The organism is Mesorhizobium sp. WSM3859 (assembly GCF_002295065.1).
Lineage (GTDB): Bacteria > Pseudomonadota > Alphaproteobacteria > Rhizobiales > Rhizobiaceae > Mesorhizobium.
Genome location: NZ_NSGG01000002.1, coordinates 557543 through 574693 on the forward strand (window position 1 = coordinate 557543; position 17151 = coordinate 574693).

At 64.8% G+C, this 17151-nt stretch carries 18 protein-coding genes and 1 riboswitch; of the genes, 4 read left to right on the forward strand and 14 right to left on the reverse strand.

The features are described 5' to 3' along the window. Positions 1 to 73 precede the first annotated feature (73 nt). Positions 74 to 1315 carry a class I SAM-dependent RNA methyltransferase gene (locus CK230_RS06485; protein ID WP_095816325.1) on the reverse strand — a complete coding sequence of 414 codons (1242 nt, stop codon included), beginning with the start codon at positions 1313 to 1315 and terminating at the stop codon, positions 74 to 76. Beyond that, complete coding sequence (locus tag CK230_RS06490) at positions 1312 to 2085, reverse strand: TlyA family RNA methyltransferase (protein ID WP_095816326.1); 774 nt, start codon at positions 2083 to 2085, stop codon at positions 1312 to 1314. Before CK230_RS06490 ends, CK230_RS06485 begins: the two co-directional genes overlap by 4 nt. 100 nt (positions 2086 to 2185) lie before the next feature. Here CK230_RS06490 and CK230_RS06495 point away from each other — a divergent pair, with 100 nt between their 5' ends. Continuing rightward, the gene (locus CK230_RS06495; RefSeq protein WP_095816327.1) at positions 2186 to 2587 is read left to right on the forward strand and encodes a GFA family protein; all 402 of its coding nucleotides are present in this window, start codon (positions 2186 to 2188) and stop codon (positions 2585 to 2587) included. Here CK230_RS06495 and CK230_RS06500 read toward each other — a convergent pair. The 6 genes from CK230_RS06500 to CK230_RS06525 all read right to left on the reverse strand — a co-directional run bounded on the left by CK230_RS06500 (position 2584) and on the right by CK230_RS06525 (position 7954). After that, entirely contained in the window at positions 2584 to 2871 is a 288-nt protein-coding gene (locus tag CK230_RS06500) for a hypothetical protein (protein ID WP_095816328.1), read from the reverse strand. The genes CK230_RS06495 and CK230_RS06500 overlap by 4 nt on opposite strands. 150 nt (positions 2872 to 3021) lie before the next feature. Next, a complete protein-coding gene (dxs, locus tag CK230_RS06505) occupies positions 3022 to 4929 on the reverse strand; it encodes a 1-deoxy-D-xylulose-5-phosphate synthase (protein ID WP_095816329.1) in 1908 nt (635 codons plus the stop codon). Positions 4930 to 5364: 435 nt separating this feature from the next. After that, positions 5365 to 6285, reverse strand: a complete 921-nt coding sequence (locus CK230_RS06510; protein ID WP_095816330.1) for a pirin family protein — start codon at positions 6283 to 6285, stop codon at positions 5365 to 5367. 9 nt (positions 6286 to 6294) lie between these two features. Next, positions 6295 to 6561 (reverse strand): DUF2277 domain-containing protein, encoded by a 267-nt coding sequence (locus CK230_RS06515; RefSeq protein WP_095816331.1) that lies wholly within the window; start codon positions 6559 to 6561, stop codon positions 6295 to 6297. A 211-nt stretch (positions 6562 to 6772) separates the two neighbouring features. Continuing rightward, on the reverse strand, positions 6773 to 7024 hold the full coding sequence (locus CK230_RS06520; protein WP_027164646.1) for an exodeoxyribonuclease VII small subunit: 252 nt from the start codon (positions 7022 to 7024) through the stop codon (positions 6773 to 6775). A gap of 3 nt (positions 7025 to 7027) precedes the next feature. Continuing rightward, a complete protein-coding gene (locus CK230_RS06525) occupies positions 7028 to 7954 on the reverse strand; it encodes a histone deacetylase family protein (protein WP_095816332.1) in 927 nt (308 codons plus the stop codon). Between the two features lie 115 nt (positions 7955 to 8069). After that, positions 8070 to 8247: riboswitch (cobalamin riboswitch) on the forward strand. A 42-nt stretch (positions 8248 to 8289) separates the two neighbouring features. Here CK230_RS06525 and bluB point away from each other — a divergent pair. After that, positions 8290 to 9021: a 5,6-dimethylbenzimidazole synthase gene (gene bluB, locus CK230_RS06530; RefSeq protein ID WP_176480027.1), complete on the forward strand. Its 732-nt coding sequence runs from the start codon at positions 8290 to 8292 to the stop codon at positions 9019 to 9021. On the opposite strand, the gene CK230_RS32360 is transcribed toward bluB, so the two are convergent. Then, positions 9022 to 10005 carry a hypothetical protein gene (locus CK230_RS32360; protein WP_176480028.1) on the reverse strand — a complete coding sequence of 328 codons (984 nt, stop codon included), beginning with the start codon at positions 10003 to 10005 and terminating at the stop codon, positions 9022 to 9024. Positions 10006 to 10135: 130 nt separating this feature from the next. Further along, positions 10136 to 10729 (reverse strand): TetR/AcrR family transcriptional regulator, encoded by a 594-nt coding sequence (locus tag CK230_RS06535; protein ID WP_095816333.1) that lies wholly within the window; start codon positions 10727 to 10729, stop codon positions 10136 to 10138. 119 nt (positions 10730 to 10848) lie between these two features. On the opposite strand from CK230_RS06535, the gene CK230_RS06540 reads away from it, so the two are divergent. Next, positions 10849 to 12069: an MFS transporter gene (locus CK230_RS06540; RefSeq protein ID WP_095816334.1), complete on the forward strand. Its 1221-nt coding sequence runs from the start codon at positions 10849 to 10851 to the stop codon at positions 12067 to 12069. 254 nt (positions 12070 to 12323) lie between these two features. Here CK230_RS06540 and ribB read toward each other — a convergent pair whose 3' ends face one another. Together ribB and aroC are read right to left on the reverse strand one after the other, a co-directional pair. Continuing rightward, positions 12324 to 13424 carry a 3,4-dihydroxy-2-butanone-4-phosphate synthase gene (gene ribB, locus CK230_RS06545; RefSeq protein ID WP_095816335.1) on the reverse strand — a complete coding sequence of 367 codons (1101 nt, stop codon included), beginning with the start codon at positions 13422 to 13424 and terminating at the stop codon, positions 12324 to 12326. A gap of 84 nt (positions 13425 to 13508) precedes the next feature. Then, entirely contained in the window at positions 13509 to 14624 is a 1116-nt protein-coding gene (gene aroC / locus CK230_RS06550; protein WP_095816336.1) for a chorismate synthase, read from the reverse strand. A 203-nt stretch (positions 14625 to 14827) separates the two neighbouring features. On the opposite strand from aroC, the gene CK230_RS06555 reads away from it, so the two are divergent. Next, complete coding sequence (locus CK230_RS06555) at positions 14828 to 15091, forward strand: DUF1344 domain-containing protein (protein ID WP_095816466.1); 264 nt, start codon at positions 14828 to 14830, stop codon at positions 15089 to 15091. Between the two features lie 461 nt (positions 15092 to 15552). Here CK230_RS06555 and CK230_RS06560 read toward each other — a convergent pair whose 3' ends face one another. Together CK230_RS06560 and fabI are read right to left on the reverse strand one after the other, a co-directional pair. Continuing rightward, the gene (locus tag CK230_RS06560) at positions 15553 to 16140 is read right to left on the reverse strand and encodes a histidine phosphatase family protein (protein WP_095816467.1); all 588 of its coding nucleotides are present in this window, start codon (positions 16138 to 16140) and stop codon (positions 15553 to 15555) included. Between the two features lie 105 nt (positions 16141 to 16245). Then, a complete protein-coding gene (gene fabI, locus CK230_RS06565) occupies positions 16246 to 17064 on the reverse strand; it encodes an enoyl-ACP reductase FabI (RefSeq protein WP_095816337.1) in 819 nt (272 codons plus the stop codon). Positions 17065 to 17151: the final 87 nt, after the last annotated feature.

The window sequence follows — 17151 nt, forward strand, 5'->3', positions numbered from 1 at the left end:
GGCTTTGCGGCGCGGCTCCGGCGGCCCGCGCGCAAGCGGGGACTTCAACAAAATGTGATCGGGGTTGCTTCGGCTATCGCCGCCGCTTCGGCTTCTCCAAAAGCGCCACGGCCTCGACATGCGGCGACCACAGGAACTGGTCGATCGGCGTGACGCTCTTCAGCGCATAGCCGCCGCCGATAAGGATGCGCAGATCGCGCGCGAGCGTCACCGGATTGCAGGACACGGCTGCGACCAGCGGCACGTCGGAGCGGGCGATCTGCTTCGACTGATCCTCGGCGCCGGCGCGCGGCGGGTCGAAGACCAGGCCGTCGAAGGCGTTCAACTCCTTGAAAGTCAGCGGCCGGCGGAACAGGTCGCGGCGTTCGGCGGTCACCCGTTTCAGGCCGGTGGCGAAGCGGTAGGCGCGATCGAGCGCGGCGAGTGCCGCGGCTTCGCCTTCGACGGCATGGACCTCGGACTTCGCGCCAAGCCGCAGGGCGAAGCTGCCGCAACCGGCAAACAGGTCCGCGACCTTCCTGGCGCGCGACAGATGCTGGCCGACAAGGCCGGCCATCGCCTGCTCGGCGGCTTCCGTCGCCTGCAGGAAGGCGCCAGGCGGCACGGCGACGGCGACCGGTCCGAACTGCACCACCGGCTTCTTCGGCTCGACAATGATCTCACCGTCGACGGAAAGCCGCGCAAGGCCCTCGGCCATGACGAAGTTGGAGGCGATGCGGCGCTGGTGGTCGCCAAGCTTGCCGGCTTCATGGACGGCAATGTCGAGCCCCGAAGCAGTGACGGTCACCGTCATATGGAAGGCTTTCGGCGTGGCGCAGACCAAGTCAGCCAGGGCGCGCAACCTGTCGAGCGCCGAGACGATCGCCGGAAGCGAGATAGGGCATTCCTCGATCGGGATGATTTCCGACGACAACGCGCGCACGAAGCCGAGCAGCATGCCGGCCTCGGTACGCCTGGCGCTGAAGGTGACGCGACGGCGGCTGTGTGGCGCGCAAGGCACCAGCGCGTCGATCTCGCAGGCGATGCCCTTGGTCTTCAGCGCCTGCACGACCCTCTCGCGCTTCCATTGCTGGTAGGCTTCGGCCTCAAAATGCTGGAGCGCGCAGCCGCCGCATTCGGTGAAATGGCGGCAGGCAGGATCGATCCTGAGCGGCGAGGCTTCCAGCACCGACATCAACGTGGCGCGGTCCTTCTGGCGCGCGGCGGTGACCGTTTCGCCGGGCAACGTGAACGGGATGAAGACCTCCCCGCCCTCGGCATTGGCGATGCCGTCGCCCTGCGAGCCCAGCCTCGCGATGGTGAAGCGTGTGCTCATCGGGATTTTGCGTCCTTGATCGCGGCAAGCAGGAACTCACGGTTACCGTCACCGCCTTCGATCGGCGACGGATGGAGTCCCAGCACGCGCCAGCCGGGAATGCCGGCGAGCCAATCGCGCAGATTTCCGGCAATGCGCACGGCATCGTCCGGATCCTTGAGCAGGCCGCCCTTGCCGATCGCCTCGCGCCCAGCCTCGAATTGCGGCTTGATCAGAAAGATCGCCTTGGCGCCCTCGCCCGCCAGTTCCAGTGCCGGCGGCAGCGCCAGCTTCAGCGAGATGAAGGAGACGTCGCAAACCAGGAAACCGGGAACGCGGACGCCTAGATCGGCTGCCGTCAGGTCGCGGGCGTTCAGCCCTTCGATCACCGTGACGCGCGGGTCGCCGGCGATGTCGGGGTGCAACTGGCCATGGCCGACATCGATCGCCGTGACATGCGCCGCGCCGCGCTCGAGCAGCACCTGGGTGAAGCCGCCGGTCGAGGCGCCGATATCGAGCGCCTCGCTGCCGGCAGGATCGAAGCCGAAACGGTCGAGGCCGGCGATCAGCTTCAGCGCGGCACGCGACACGTAAGCCTGGGCCGGATCGTCGATGGCGACCAGGCACTCGAACGCGACGGGTTGGCCGGGCTTGCGCGCAACGGTGCCGTCAACCGTCACCGTGCCGCGCTCGATCGCATCGCGGGCGCGCGAGCGGCTGGCGAACAGGCCGCGCCCGACGAGCAATTCGTCGAGCCGCTGGCGCTGGCTTGATGGCAAAGGGGAACTCATCGGCCTTCATTGGCGAAAGCCGGCCGCGAACGCAATGGGTTGAATACCGCGCACGAGGCTGCAGAATGCCGCCACGGTGGGCTGTCGATCGGAGGTATCGATGCTGAAGGGGACCTGTCATTGCGGCGCGGCCCATTGGACGCTGGAGGGTGATCCCGGTGGAATCACCGCTTGCAATTGCACGCTTTGCCGCCGCTACGGCGCGCTTTGGGCCTATGACTATCTCGACGAACGAATTCACATCGCCGGGCCGCTGAAGTCCTACACGCGCGCCGAGGTGGCCGAACCCGCGCTGGAAATCCTGTTCTGTCCGACCTGCGCCTGCGTGCTCGCCTGGCGCGGCCTGCGCTCCGGCAAGAGCGGCCGCACGCGCATCGCCGTCAATGTCAGGCTGGCGCCGCCCGAGGAGGTCGCCGACCTGCCGATCGACCATTTCGATGGGCTCGATACATTTGACGACTTGCCGCGCGACGGCCGCTGCGTGCGCGACATGTGGTTCTAGAAAACGGTACGGGAGACGCGGCGCACGACGGCCGGCTTCGGGCCGTCATTGCCGGAGGCTTCCTTGTGCGGAGGCTCGGCCGGCACCGGCGCGGGTGGCGGGGCATCCGGCAGCACAACGAACTGCGGCCTCTGCTTGTAGGAGAAGCCGCCGCGGATGTTGCCCATCTTGCCGGCGACGATGTCCATCGCCGCCTTTTCGATATTGCGGTCGTAACGCGTCTCGGCTGCCACCGGCGCCGCCAAAGCCGCCAGCAAGGCCACGCCGCAAAGGAACGACTTCATTGTTCTTACCCCCTGCCCAGGACCAAGGTCTTAGCAGGGCGCCGTTGAAAATCGGCCAAGAGACAGGGTAAGCAAACCGCCAAACGGAAGCGCTAACAAATGGTTAGCATAGAAAGCCGGCAAATTGATTCAAAAAGCTAACGTCTTGATTCAGGCGCGCTGCGCCTGAACACCATGGCCGAGCGTCGCGAAGACCGTGCGCACGATGCCGGCCGAATCCAGGCCGGCATCGGCATACATCTTTTCGGGCTTGGCGTGGTCGCTGAACACGTCCGGCAAGACCAGTGGGCGCACCTTGATGCCGCTTTCCAGCAGGCCTTCATGGGCGAGGAAATGCAGCACTTGGGCAGCGAAGCCGCCGATGGCGCCCTCCTCCACGGTCACCAGCACTTCATGCGAACGGGCGAGCCGCCGGATCAGATCCTCGTCGAGCGGCTTGGCGAAGCGGGCGTCGGCGACGGTGGTGGAGAGGCCCGCGGCGCCGAGCTCCTCGGCGGCCAGAAGGCAATCCTGCAGCCGCGTGCCGAAGGAAAGCAGCGCGACCTTGGTACCCTCTCTCACAACCCGGCCCTTGCCGATCTCGAGCACCGAGCCGCGCTCCGGCATGTCGACGCCGACGCCGTTGCCGCGGGGATAGCGGAAGGCGATCGGGCCGTCGTCATAGGACGCCGCCGTGCGCACCATATGGCGCAGCTCCGCCTCGTCGGCCGCGGCCATGACGACGAAGCCCGGCAGCGTGGCGAGGAAGGTGGTGTCGAAGGCGCCGCAATGGGTGGCGCCGTCGGCGCCGACGTAACCGGCGCGGTCGATCGGGAAGCGCACCGGCAGTTTCTGGATCGCCACGTCATGGACGACCTGGTCGTAGGCGCGCTGCAGGAAGGTCGAGTAGATGGCGGCGAAGGGCTTGTAGCCCTCGGTGGCCAGCCCAGCGGCGAAGGTCACCGCATGCTGCTCGGCGATGCCGACGTCGAAGGTTCGCTTCGGAAACACCTCGCCGAAGAGATCGAGGCCGGTGCCGCTCGGCATGGCGGCGGTGATGGCGACGATGCGCTCGTCCTCGCGCGCTTCCTGGATCAGGCTCTCGGCGAAGACCTTGGTGTAGGAGGGCGCGTTGGCCGGCGCCTTGGCCTGCGCTCCGGTGATGACGTCGAACTTGTTGACGCCGTGATATTTGTCGGCGGCGGCTTCCGCCGGCGCATAGCCCTTGCCCTTCTGGGTCACGACATGGATCAGCACCGGACCCTTGCCATTGTCGCGGACATTCTTCAGCACCGGGATCAGGTGCTCGAGATTGTGCCCGTCGATCGGGCCGATGTGATAGAAGCCGAGCTCCTCGAACAAGGTGCCGCCGGTGACGTAGCCGCGCGCATGCTCGACCGCCCGGGTGATGGCGCGGTCGGCGCGCTTGCCGAGATAGGAGGTCAGCTTCTTGCCGAAATCGCGCAGGCCCAGATAGGCCTTGCCGGAGGCTAGCCTGGCCAGATAGGCGCTCATGGCGCCGGTCGGCGGCGCGATCGACATGTCGTTGTCGTTGAGGATGACGATGAGGCGGGCATCGAGCGCGCCGGCATTGTTCAGCGCCTCGAAAGCCATGCCGGCAGACATCGAGCCATCGCCGATGACGGAAATCACATTGTTGCGGCCACCCGAAAGGTCGCGGCCCATGGCCATGCCGAGGCCGGCCGAAATCGAGGTTGAGGAGTGCGCGGCGCCGAACGGGTCGTATTCGCTCTCGGCCCGCCGGGTGAAGCCGGAAAGCCCACCTTCCTGGCGCAGCGTGCGGATGCGGTCGCGGCGGCCGGTTAGGATCTTGTGCGGATAGGCCTGGTGGCCGACATCCCAGATCACCCGGTCGTCCGGCGTGTTGAAGACATAGTGCAGCGCGATGGTCAGCTCGACGACGCCGAGTCCGGCGCCTAGGTGGCCGCCCGTCTGCGACACGGCGTCGATGAGCTCGGCGCGCAGTTCGGCCGCAAGCTTCGGCAGTGCCCCCTCATCGAGCTTCCGCAGGTCCGCCGGGATGCGGACCTTGTCGAGCAGCGGCGTGTCTGGCTTCACTCGGGCGCGTCCTGCCTCAATTGATCGAACACGGCGCTACCAGCAGATTGCGCCATAATCATGCGCGGAATAGGCCGCCGGCGGTCGAATGTAAATGCGCGTCAGTGACGCGCAGGCCCGTTTCGATGAACATCGCAAACGTCTGGAAATTGGCGGAAACCTTCCCAGCGTCGTCATTCCAGGGCGAAGCAGGAGCGAAGCTCCGTCGCGGAGACCCTGGAATCCATGCCGTGACCTTGGCCGAAGAGTGCAGCGGAGCAGAATTCTGCACCGTTGCAACGCTTGGAAGTCACGGAATGGATCCTCGGGTCTACGCGCGTCGCTTCGCTCCTTGCTCCGCCCGTGGATGGAGACGCGATCGATGTGTTCAGCCAATCGCCATGGCATACAACCTTGCTAACGCAGGCATGTCCGGGCGGTCGAAATTCTGCGCTACTAACCTTCTGGCAGCGGGATGAACTCTTCCTCATCGCCGGGAACGATATCGAAGCGGCCTGTCTTCCATTCCTGCTTGGCCTGTTCGATGCGTTCCTTCGAGGACGAGACGAAATTCCACCAGATGTAGCGCTGAGAACCCAGCGAAGCGCCGCCGAACAGCATGAAATGCGCGCCGCGCTCGGAGGAAACGACGATCTCCTCGCCCGGCTTGAACACGAGGAGCCGCTCGGCCGGGAAGACATCGCCGGCGATCGAGAGGTCGCCTTCCAGCGTGTAGATGGCGCGTTCCTCGGCATCGGCGGGAATCTGCACGCTGGCGCCCGCCGCCAGGCGCAGATCGGCATAAAGCGTGTCCGATGCTGTCGCGACGGGCGAGCGCAAGCCTGAGAATTCGCCGATGACGATGCGGCCGCTGACGCCTTCGGCGTCGATCTCGGGCAAGCGGGCGACCGACGTGTTCGCGAACACCGGGGCGATCTCCTCCTTGCCGTCGGGCAGCGCCAGCCAGGTCTGCAGGCCGGAGACCGACATCGGCGCGCCGCGCAGTTCCTCGGGCGTGCGCTCGGAATGAACGATGCCGCGTCCCGCGGTCATCAAATTCACGTCGCCCGGCGCGATAACCATTTCGGTGCCGAGCGAGTCGCGGTGCCTGATCTTGCCGTCGAACAGATAGGTGACGGTGGAGAGCCCGATATGCGGATGCGGGCGCACGTCGAGCGCATGGCCGGCACGCAGGATCGCCGGGCCCATGCGGTCGAAGAAGATGAACGGCCCGACCAGACGGCGCTTTGCCGTCGGCAAGGCGCGGCGCACTTCGAAACCGCCGATATCCTTGGCGTTGGGGATGACCATCAGCTCGATCTGATCGCAGGCGAAGGCATCGCCGGGTTCCGGATCGTTTCCGGGAAAAAAGCTCATGATGTTCCCTCAGGCGAAACGCAGCGCCGACCTGGCCTTCGCCTTGGCGGCCTCATCCTCGCGATTGCGCGGTTCCTGGCTGGTTTCGAGCGAATCGATCAGTTCGCGCGCGATCGCCGCGATTGCCTCAACGGCATGGTGGAAAGCATGCTCGTTGCGCTTGGATGGCTTGGTCGAGCCGCTCAGCTTGCGCACGAATTGCAGCGCTGCGTCATGCACCTCGTCATTGGTCGCCGGCGGCTCGAAATTGGCCAAGGTCTTGATGTTGCGGCACATGGTCTGCAAGCCTCCTGTCTTTCGTTTCCTCGATCAAGCACCGAGGTGTGTTGAGATTCAGGTCAGGCCGTGCCGGAGTCGAAGACGGGCGCGAAGCGACCAAACTGGATGGTCTCCGAGAACCGGAGCGGAGCGTACTTGAAGTACGTGAGCACCGGAAGCGCAGGAGGCCGCCATTTGCAGGCCGGCCTCACCTGAATATCAATACACCTCACTCGGCGTCGAGCGGCTCCGTTCCTACCGGCTTGCCGTCGCGCGACAGCCTGATCTTCTCGACCTTGTCCTCGGCCGCCTTGAGCAGCCGGTCGCAATGCGCCTTCAGCGCCTCGCCGCGCTCATAGATCTTGATCGACTGGTCGAGCGGGACGTCGCCGCGCTCCAGATCATCGACGATCTTCTCCAGCGCGTCGAGCGCCTGCTCGAAGCTCATCGCCTTGACGTCCTCATTGCCTTCCACTGCCATACTCTATCCCTTCATCAGCCGCCCGACATGGGCGGCGACTGAAAATGCCAGTCCCTGCAGATCGTAGCCGCCTTCCAGCAGGCTGACGAGCCTGTTGCCGCTGTGGCGGCCGGCGCGCTCCATCAGTTGCCCGGTCGCCCAGTCGAAATCGTCCTCGGTCAGGTTGATCTCGGCCAGCGGATCGCGGTGATGCGCGTCGAAACCGGCGGAAATGATGATCAGGTCCGGCGCGAAGGCATCGATGGACGGCAGCACGCGCGACAGGAAGGCGTCACGGAACAGATCGCTGCCGGTCCGCGGCGCGAGCGGCGCGTTGACGATGTTGCCGGCGCCGGTCTCGCTCTTCGCCCCGGTGCCCGGGTAGAGCGGCATCTGGTGCGTCGAGCAATAGAGCACCGACGAGTCGTCCCAAAAGATGTCCTGCGTCCCGTTGCCGTGATGCACGTCCCAATCGACGATGGCGACGCGCTCGGCCTGGTGCTTCTTCTGCGCATGGCGGGCGGCGATCGCCGCCGTATTGAACAGGCAGAACCCCATCGCGGTCGTCTTTTCGGCATGATGTCCCGGCGGACGCGCGGCAACGAAGACATTTGCGGCGCGGCCCTCGAAGACGTCGTCGACGGCGGCGTTGGCCGCGCCGATCGCCGTCACCGCCGCCTGCCAGCTTTTCGGGCTGGCGCTGGTGTCGGCGTCGATCGAGACGATGCCGCTCTTAGGGATCGCCGCGCGCACGCGCTCGACGAAAGTCTCGGGGTGCGCATAGAGGATGGTTTTCTCGTCGCCTTCCGGCGCCTTGACGCGGTCGAGCGCCGAAAACGCCTCGTCGTCCAGCACGCGCTCGATGGCGCGCAGGCGGTCGGGCCGCTCGGGGTGGCCGGGCGGCGTTAGGTGTTCCAGGAAGATCGGGTGCGTGTAAAGACGGGTGGCCATGGCGCCTAATCTAGGCACCTGCGGCCGTAATGACCATGTTTGAAAAGCCGAATGGCTGGGGAAATTGCGCCAGCCCATGTCGTCCGCGCCATTGGCGGGTGCCGAACTTCGCGATAAGGTCATCCCGCTGCCTGGTGCCCGCGACGCGGGAGAATCGGGAACACGGTTGAACTCCGTGGCGTGCCCAACGCTGTGAGGGGGACCGCGCCGGCAAACGCCACTGTCGATGACGGGAAGGCGCCGGAGCGGGACGATCCCGAGCCAGAAGACCGGCCCGGCAGACATGGTTATCCGCTTGGTCAGGCGGATGATTGCTTGTCGCAAGGGGAAAAGCGATGACGGCAGCAGCGATCGCCGCGTGCGGCGACGACTTTGACCAATTGGCGCGCGACGCGGTCTATCGGGCGATGTTCACCAGGCGTGACGTGCGCAGCCATTTTGTCCCCGACGATCTTGACGACTGTGTGCTGGCGCGGCTTCTCAACGCCGCGCACCATGCGCCGTCGGTCGGCTACATGCAGCCGTGGAATTTCATCGTCATCCGCGATGCCGAGCGGCGCAGACAAGTGCGCGACCTGTTCCTCGCCGCGCGCGAGCAGGAACTGCCGGCGATCGAGGCGGAGCGGCAGGCGCTCTACCGCAAGCTGAAGCTCGAAGGCATCTGCGAAAGCGCGCTCAACCTCTGCATCACCTGCGACCGGCAGCGCTCGAAGGACTCGCCGCTCGGGCGCTGGCACAATCCGGAGATGGACCTCTACAGCACCGTCTGCGCGGTGCAGAATTTCTGGCTGGCGGCACGCGCCGAGGGCGTCGGCGTCGGCTGGGTGAGCATCATCGAGACGGAGGCGCTGAAGCGGCTTCTCGCGATCCCGGAGCATGTCACGCCGATCGCCTATCTGTGTGTCGGCCGCGTCTCGGAATTCGCACCCAAGCCGGATCTCGAGGCGCATGGCTGGGGCAAGCGCCTGCCGCTGCCCGAGCTGGTGATGAGCGAGACGTTTCGCGGCGCCGGCGAGGCGCCGCTCAAATCGGCGATAGCAAGGCTTGGCGGCCCCGGGAGGCCGTGATCAGGCCGCTCGCGGCGTGTCCCAGCGCGAGCCGCCGCCGAAAGAGCCCAGCGCCTTGTCGCGCAGTTCCCTGAATTTGGATGACGCCTCCGCAAGCCGGCGATCCCATTCCGGATTAGGCGTCTGGCCTTCGATGGTTTCGAAATAGACCTGCATCAGCGATGCGATGGCGAATGGCTCGATGAAGGCGGCCTTGAAGGCCCAGGCAAAGACGATGGCCAGCACAAAGGCCCAGCCGGCTAGCTGTCCCGGCATGACCCACAGGATCGCGGCCGCGGGCGCCAGCATCAGCAGGAAGATGACGAAGGACACGCCCCACATGATCACCGCCAGCCAGACGGCGTTCTTGACCATGTGCTTGCCGTTCTGCGCGTAAAGCACGACGCCTTGCCGCGCCGTCTCGAAGGGCGAGTTCGAATTGATGCGGATGTTGTAGCCGAGGATGATCTCGTCGACATAGGTCAGCGAGAGGCGAATGACCGTGTTGATGAAGCTGACGATGCCGCTTAGGCCTGGAATGGGCAGGAAGGCGGCGATGCCGCCGATCAGGCCGGTGATGGCGCGGATGGCGCCCTTGACCAGCTGGTCGACGACGAAAAGGATGTTGGCCTCGGCAAAGCGCTGGGAGACCACTTCCTTGGCATAGGCGATCTGGCCCTGGCCGTCGGGGATATCGTGGCCATCGATCAGATGCACCATGACCGCGATATGGCCCGCTTTCAGCACATATAGGATGTATTCGCGGATCCAGTAGACGGCGATCGACACGACGCCGAAGCCGACCACGCCGCCCCAGAGAGCGAAGGACATCGGGCCATCCGGATCGGTCGAGATATGGCCGACGCCGTAGCCGACGCTGGCGCCCGTGCCGGTCGCCATGATGTAGGCGACCGTGATGCCGAAATAGACGATCATGCGAAAGACGATAAACGGCCATGTCCGCATCATGATGGACACCGACCGGCCAATGCTGAAGTCCCACATGGCCCCGACTCTCCACGCCCTAAGAGATGGCGCAGGAGGATGCGCTCGCCCTATTGATTGTCAATCGCGGCAGGGTTGCACCGGCCCGAAACCGGTGCACAACGTGGCGGCTTGGTTACCCAAGCGTGCTCTAAGGCTTTCTGCGCAAGCCTTCGAGCAGTAGCTTAAACGCCGCGATCGCCTTCCTCGATGTGGCTTCGGGATCCTTGGAATTGGCGATGCGCTGTGCGGCCTGGCTGCTGGCGCCGTTGATCAGCCGCGCAACTGTCTCGGGATCGACATCGGCGACGACCACGCCCTCTTCCTGCAACGCGGTCAGGTGTTCGGTCATCGAGGCGATGCAGGCATTGGCGTTTGGCCACTGCGCCGGATCGCCGAGCACGGCCGGGCCGTCGCGGAACATGATGCGCTGGATCTCCGGCTCCAGCGCCATCTCGATATAGGTGGTGCATTCGTCGACGAAATGCTGCCAGCGGGTCGGCGCCTTCGACGCCGCCTCGTTGACCCGCAAGGCCATCTCGCCGTCGATCTCGGCGATCACCGCCTGCAGCAGCCCCTTCTTGTCGCCGAAATGATGGTAGAGCGCGCCGCGCGTCAGGCCGGCCGAGGCGGTGAAATCGTCCATCGAGGCCTCGGCATAGCCGATCGTGCCGAAGGCGTCGCGGGCGGCCGCAATTAGCTTGGCGCGCGTCTCGGCGATCATCTCCTTGCGCGGTCTGTGCATGCCCTGGCCCTATTCGCATACGCCTCGTATGCCAATTGACATACGCAGCGTATGAACTATCTCACACTCATACGCAACGTATGTAGTTGTGGTATACACCCTTGTCGAGGAGCAGGATCATGCGAAACCCCTACGCGGAAATCTTTCGGGCTCCCGGCACGAAAGCCTTTGCCGCGGCCGCCTTCATCGCGCGCCTGCCGATCGCCATGGTGCCGATCGGCATCGTGGCGATGCTGTCGCAGACGCATGGCGAATACTGGCTGGCCGGCGCGGTTTCCGCGACCTACGCGCTGGTCAATGCTTTTCTTTCGCCGCAAGTGTCGCGGCTGGTGGACCGGCGCGGCCAGACAGTGATCGCGGCACCGATGACGCTTGTCTCGGTGCTTGCCTTCGCGACGCTGATTATCGCGGCCAATCAGCACTGGCCGGCCTGGACCTTATTCCCGTCCGCCCTGCTCGCCGCCGCCATGCCCAGCATCCCGGCGCTGGTCAGGGCGCGCTGGACCGAGATTTTTCGTGACCGGCCGGAATTGAACACCGCATTCGCCTTCGAGTCCGCCGCCGACGAGTTGGTCTATGTCGCCGGCGCCTCGCTGTCGGTGGGCTTGAGCGCTGCGTTGTTCCCGGAAGCCGGCATGGTGGTCAGCACGCTCCTTTTGGCGCTCGGCTCGACGGCATTCCTGCTGCAGCGCTCGACGGAGCCGCCTGTCCGCCCGGTCGAGCATGGCGCGACCGGTTCGGCGATCCGCCTGCGGCCGGTGCAGATCATCACCTTCGCGCTCATCTTCGTCGGCGCAACCTTCGCCACCACGGAAGTGACGACGGTTGCGATCACCAAGGCGCTCGGCCAGCCAGAGGCGGCAAGCCTGGTCATCGGGGTCTATGCGCTGGGATCCTTCGTGCTCGGCGTCATCGTCGGCGCGCTCAACCTGAAGGCGCCGCTGCAGCGGCAATTGGCGGTGGCGGTCACCGTGATCGCGCTCACCACCCTGCCGCTGCTTTTCGTCGACACGGTGCCGACGCTGGCGCTGGCGGTCTTCGTCAGCGGCGTCGCGATCTCGCCGACCTTCATCACCGCCTTCGGCCTGATCGAACGCCACGTGCCGCCGGCGATGCTCACCGAGGGCGTGACCTGGGTGACGACCGGCATCGGCATCGGCATGGCGCTCGGCTCCTTCGCCGCCGGCTGGACGGTCGACACTTTCGGCCCGCAGAACGGGTTCTGGGTTTCAGTCGCGGCGGGCTCCATCGCGCTCGCCACCGTGCTTGCCGGCCAATGTCGGCTGGCGACGGACGATCGCGATGTGGATAGAGGCGAAGCGGTGATGCCTGCCAAGTGATGATTATTCGACCGTCCGATCATCATCGCAAACGTTGGCAGTCAGCCGGAGCCTCAACGACTTCGTCATCCACGGCGGAGCGACGCGAAGCGGAGCGCAGACCCCAAGGATGACGACGTCGCGTAGGTCTCGGCCAATCGCCTGCGTCGCGGAGGGTTCGGGCAACCGCCTATGTCGCCGAGGCTTCGGTCAGTCAGCGACACCGCGGGCTGCAACGCCGCCGTAGGGCCTCCCGCTCGTCAACCCTTCGACGACTAAAGGATCTCGGTCTTGGCGATGTGGATGCCGAAGCCTTCGAGACCGACATAATGGCGCTCGCGCGAGGCGATCAGGTTGATCGAGGAGATGCCGAGATCCTTGAGTATCTGGGCGCCGAGGCCGATCTCGCGCCATTCGTTCTCGCGGCGGCGAGCCTCTTCGTGATCCTCGCGGTCGCCGCTCACCGGACGCTTGCGCTCCTGATGCGCGACGCCGACCGAGCCTTCGCGCAGATAGACGATAACACCGCGCCGGCGCTCGCCCATCGTCTTCATGATGCCGTCGAGCCGGTGGCTGGTGCCGAAGACGTCGGTCACGACGTCCTCCGGATGCAGGCGCACCGGCACCTCCTCGCCGTCGCGGATGTCGCCGAAGACGACCGCAAGGTGGTGCATGGAATCCCATGGCAGCGTGTAGGTGAAGGCCTGCGCCTTGCCGCCGGGCGTTTCGATATCGGAACAGGCGACGCGCTGGACCAGCGTTTCCTTGCGCTGGCGGTAGGCGATGAGGTCGGCCACCGAAACCTGCTTCAGGCCATGCTCCTCGGCGAAGGCCTGCACTTCCGGCCCGCGCTTGACCGTGCCGTCGTCATTGACCAGCTCGGAGATGACGCCGACCGGCGGCAGTCCGGCAAGCTTGCAGAGATCGACCGCGGCTTCGGTATGGCCGGAGCGCATCAAGACGCCGCCTTCGCGCGCGATCAGCGGGAAGATGTGGCCGGGACGCACGAAATCCGACGGGCCGACATTGCCGTTGGCAAGGTTGCGCACGGTGAGCGTGCGGTCGTCGGCGGAAATGCCTGTCGTGGTGCCATGCTTGAAATCGACGCTGACGGTGAAGGCGGTGATGTGGGCGGAGTCATTGTCCGCCACCATCGGCGCGAGGTTGAGGCGCCTCGCATCCTCGCGCAGCATCGGCGTGCAGACGATGCCGGAGGTGTTGCGCACGATGAAGGCCATTTTCTCCGGCGTGCAGTGCACGGCGGCGACGATCAGGTCGCCCTCGTTCTCGCGCCCGTCATCGTCCATGACGACAACGATCTCGCCGCGCTCGAAGGCGCGGATCGCTTCGACGATCTTCTTCTGGTCGTAAGGCATGGGCGCTCGCTTTGCTCGTAGGAAGTAGGCAGTAGGCAGTAGGCAGTAGAAGAAAGAAAACGGCTGTCTGGGGCGGTCTACTGCCTAGTCCCTACTGCCTACTGCCTTCCCTGTCTGTCCTCTGTGCCGCAGATAATGATCGGCAATCGCGCAGGCAACCATGGCCTCGCCGATCGGCACGGCGCGGATGCCGACGCAGGGGTCGTGGCGGCCCTTGGTCGTCACCTGGACATCCTTGCCGTCCTTGTCGATCGATTTGCGAGGGGTCAGGATCGACGAGGTCGGCTTGACGGCGAAGCGGGCGACGATCGGCTGTCCCGTAGAGATGCCGCCCAATATGCCGCCGGCATGGTTGGACAAAAACACCGGCTTGCCGTCATTGCCCATGCGCATCTCGTCGGCGTTCTGTTCGCCGGTGATGCGGGCGGCCTCGAATCCGTTGCCGATCTCGACGCCCTTGACGGCGTTGATCGACATCAGGCCCGACGCGATGTCCTGATCGAGCTTGGCGTAGATCGGCGCGCCGAGACCGGGCGGCACGCCGTCGGCGACGATCTCGATCACCGCGCCGACCGAGGAGCCGGCCTTTCGGATGCCGTCGAGATAGGCCGTGAAGACCGGAACCGAGGCCGGATCCGGGGTGAAGAACGGGTTTTCGGCGTCGCCGACGAAATTCCAGTTCCAGTTGGCGCGATCGATGGACTTCTCGCCCATCGAGACCAGCGCGCCGCGCACCGTCATGCCGGGCACTATCCTGCGCGCCAGCGCGCCGGCCGCGACCCGCGCCGCCGTCTCGCGCGCCGAGGATCGGCCGCCGCCGCGATGGTCGCGCAGGCCGTATTTGACCTCGTAGGTGTAGTCGGCATGGCCGGGACGGTACTGGCGGGCGATCTCGCCATAATCCTTGGAGCGCTGGTCGACATTCTCGATCAGCATCGACACCGGCGTGCCGGTGGTGATCATCGTCTCGCCGTCCTCGTCGAGGATGAAGCCGGACAGGATCTTCACCTCGTCCGGCTCGCGGCGCTGGGTGACGAAGCGCGACTGGCCGGGACGACGACGGTCTAGCTCGGCCTGGATGTCCTCGCGCTTGAAGCGGATGCCGGGCGGGCAGCCGTCGACAACGCAGCCAAGTGCGGCGCCATGGCTTTCACCCCAGGTGGTGACGCGGAATAGGTGGCCGAATGTGTTGTGCGACATGAAAAACGCCCTGCCCGGTGACGAAACCGGCTACGGCTGCCTTCTATTGGCGTTTTCCACAGTGGTCAAACGGTGATCGGATGCATCAAACTGTGATGTGGCGGATTTAGTTTTGACACATTCGGTTGGTTTCTGCTCTCTTCCCATCCGCCGTTGAGGATCCGCCGCTGACGAGCCGGCGCAATAACCTAAAGAGGACGACGATGCGTACCCTGATTGGCGCCGCCTGCGCCATGCTGCTGATTTCCACCGCCGCCGCGTTCGCCGGCCAGACCGAAGGCCTGATCAAGAAGGTCGACAAGGACACGCTGACGCTGACGCTGGACGACGGAAAGGCCTACAAGCTCAACGCCGAAACCGATATCGACTCGCTGAAGCCGGGGATGGACATCGTCATCGCCTATGACGTGAGCAATGGCGAGAATGTCGTGACGGATATGCAGTTGCCCGACAGCGACCAGAACTAAATTCAGGTGAGGCCGGCCTGCAAATGGCGGCTTCCTGCGCTTCTACAGCGCCGCGCGTCCGGACGGACGCGCAAAGGACGCTGTAGCACTTTAATTTGCGCATGATCCCTTTCCGAAAATCGTTTCTCGATTTTCGGGGTCATGCGCGTGCTCACGTACGAAGAGTACGCTCCGCTCCGGTTCTCGGAACCCACCATTTTCGGCTCGGCCTGACCTGAATTCGCCGCGCCGCGAGGTTCTGGCCACCGCGCACCGTCGGTGTTTGGAAACTGGCCCGTACGCCCAAAGCTTGGTCATTCCAGGGCGAAGCAAGGAGCGCAGCGACGCGCAGACCCTGGAATCCATGCCGTTACGTCAGAGCTTTGCAGCGGTGCAGAACGACCTTTGTTCTGCACCGCTTTTGCTATTCGGCTGAGGTCACGGCATGGATCCTTGGGTCTTCGCTCCGGCCGCACCCGGACCTACAGCCACTCCAGGCCGCGGCCCTGCAGCCGGAGCAGGCGGTCCTGCGGGATCTCCAGGGCGGCCGCGTCGTTCTTGGATATGCCTTCGACGAAGCGGAAAAGGCAGCGCATGACGCCGCCATGGGTGACGCACACCGTCTGCCGGTCAAGCGCGTCGAACCAAGGCTTCACCCGTTCGAGCAGCATCTCGTAGCTTTCCGCGCCCTCGCCCGGGGGCTGGAAATCCCATTTGGCGGCGCGGCGGCCACGCGTGGATCCAGGATGCCGGGCCTCGAGCTCCCGAAACGTAAAACCCTGCCATTCGCCGAAACTCAATTCCACCAGACGCGGCTCCGTCCGGTAGGCGAGCGGGTCGAGCCCCATTGCGGCGCGCATCAGTTCCATGGTTTCGCATGTGCGCCGCATCGGACTTGCGACAAAGTCGAAATCCTCACCCTTGCCGATCATCGCGGCCAGGCGCCGTCCGTTGGCAGTGGCCTGCCGGCGTCCAAGCTCATTGATGTCGGTGTCGGCCTGACCCTGCAGGCGACGCTGGGTATTCCACTCGGTCTGGCCGTGGCGCGCGATGTAGACGAGCGGGTACATCAGGTCTTCCAAGGTCGGACGCTATTTGTTTTTGCAAGCAATTCCGGACGGAAAACCGCTTCGCACTTTTCCTGGACTTGCTTGGACGCTGGATAGGCGGAAAGATCAGTCCTTGACGGTCGAGATATCCGGCGCGTCGACCGCCTTCATGCCGACGACATGATAGCCGGAATCGACGTGATGGACCTCGCCGGTCACGCCGCGCGACAGGTCGGACAGGAAATAGACGCCGGAATCGCCGACCTCTTCCTGAGTGACCGTCTGCTTCAGCGGCGAATTGTATTCGTTCCACTTCAGGATATAGCGGAAATCGCCGATGCCGGAGGCGGCGAGTGTCTTGATCGGCCCGGCCGAGATCGCGTTGACGCGGATCTTCCTGGCGCCGAGGTCGACGGCGAGATAGCGCACGCTTGCTTCCAGCGCCGCCTTGGCGACGCCCATGACGTTGTAATGCGGCATCACCTTCTCGGCGCCGTAATAGGTCAGCGTCAAAAGCGAACCGCCGTCCGTCATCAGCGGCTCGGCGCGCTTGGCGATGGTGGTGAAGGAATACACCGAGATGTCCATGGTGCGCAGGAAATTGTCGCGCGTCGTCTCGACATAACGGCCGGTGAGCTCGTCCTTGTCGGAGAAGGCGATAGCATGGACGAGGAAGTCGAGCTTGCCCCAATGGCCGGCGATATCGGCAAAGACGGCGTCGAGGCTTTCGGAATCGGTCACGTCGCAATGTCCAGCGACATGCGCGTTGAGTTCGGCCGCCAGCGGCTCGACGCGCTTCTTGAACGCCTCGCCCTGATAGGTCAGCGCGATTTCGGCGCCGTGATCGACGCAAGCCTTGGCGATCCCATAAGCGATCGACCGATTGTTGGCGACACCGAGGATCAGGCCCCGCTTACCGGCCATCAGGCCCTGTCCACCTGCCATGTGCAAGCTCTCCGCAAGAATATCTGCTTTGTGGAGAGCCCTATCGCACAGGCACAGAGCCCCTTCAAGCGCTCAAAAGACACTGTG

What these genes read in the sequence shown, in the direction of transcription:
- CK230_RS06540 (WP_095816334.1), top strand. Translation starts at nt 10,849, where the DNA reads ATGCGAAACCCCTACGCGGAAATCTTTCGGGCTCCCGGCACGAAAGCC.
- CK230_RS06495 (WP_095816327.1), top strand. Translation starts at nt 2,186, where the DNA reads ATGCTGAAGGGGACCTGTCATTGCGGCGCGGCCCATTGGACGCTGGAG.
- CK230_RS06525 (WP_095816332.1), bottom strand. Translation starts at nt 7,954, where the DNA reads ATGGCCACCCGTCTTTACACGCACCCGATCTTCCTGGAACACCTAACG.
- bluB (WP_176480027.1), top strand. Translation starts at nt 8,290, where the DNA reads ATGACGGCAGCAGCGATCGCCGCGTGCGGCGACGACTTTGACCAATTG.
- ribB (WP_095816335.1), bottom strand. Translation starts at nt 13,424, where the DNA reads ATGCCTTACGACCAGAAGAAGATCGTCGAAGCGATCCGCGCCTTCGAG.
- CK230_RS06555 (WP_095816466.1), top strand. Translation starts at nt 14,828, where the DNA reads ATGCGTACCCTGATTGGCGCCGCCTGCGCCATGCTGCTGATTTCCACC.
- CK230_RS32360 (WP_176480028.1), bottom strand. Translation starts at nt 10,005, where the DNA reads ATGTGGGACTTCAGCATTGGCCGGTCGGTGTCCATCATGATGCGGACA.
- CK230_RS06490 (WP_095816326.1), bottom strand. Translation starts at nt 2,085, where the DNA reads ATGAGTTCCCCTTTGCCATCAAGCCAGCGCCAGCGGCTCGACGAATTG.
- CK230_RS06500 (WP_095816328.1), bottom strand. Translation starts at nt 2,871, where the DNA reads ATGAAGTCGTTCCTTTGCGGCGTGGCCTTGCTGGCGGCTTTGGCGGCG.
- CK230_RS06515 (WP_095816331.1), bottom strand. Translation starts at nt 6,561, where the DNA reads ATGTGCCGCAACATCAAGACCTTGGCCAATTTCGAGCCGCCGGCGACC.
- CK230_RS06510 (WP_095816330.1), bottom strand. Translation starts at nt 6,285, where the DNA reads ATGAGCTTTTTTCCCGGAAACGATCCGGAACCCGGCGATGCCTTCGCC.
- CK230_RS06485 (WP_095816325.1), bottom strand. Translation starts at nt 1,315, where the DNA reads ATGAGCACACGCTTCACCATCGCGAGGCTGGGCTCGCAGGGCGACGGC.
- aroC (WP_095816336.1), bottom strand. Translation starts at nt 14,624, where the DNA reads ATGTCGCACAACACATTCGGCCACCTATTCCGCGTCACCACCTGGGGT.
- fabI (WP_095816337.1), bottom strand. Translation starts at nt 17,064, where the DNA reads ATGGCAGGTGGACAGGGCCTGATGGCCGGTAAGCGGGGCCTGATCCTC.
- CK230_RS06560 (WP_095816467.1), bottom strand. Translation starts at nt 16,140, where the DNA reads ATGTACCCGCTCGTCTACATCGCGCGCCACGGCCAGACCGAGTGGAAT.
- CK230_RS06520 (WP_027164646.1), bottom strand. Translation starts at nt 7,024, where the DNA reads ATGGCAGTGGAAGGCAATGAGGACGTCAAGGCGATGAGCTTCGAGCAG.
- CK230_RS06535 (WP_095816333.1), bottom strand. Translation starts at nt 10,729, where the DNA reads ATGCACAGACCGCGCAAGGAGATGATCGCCGAGACGCGCGCCAAGCTA.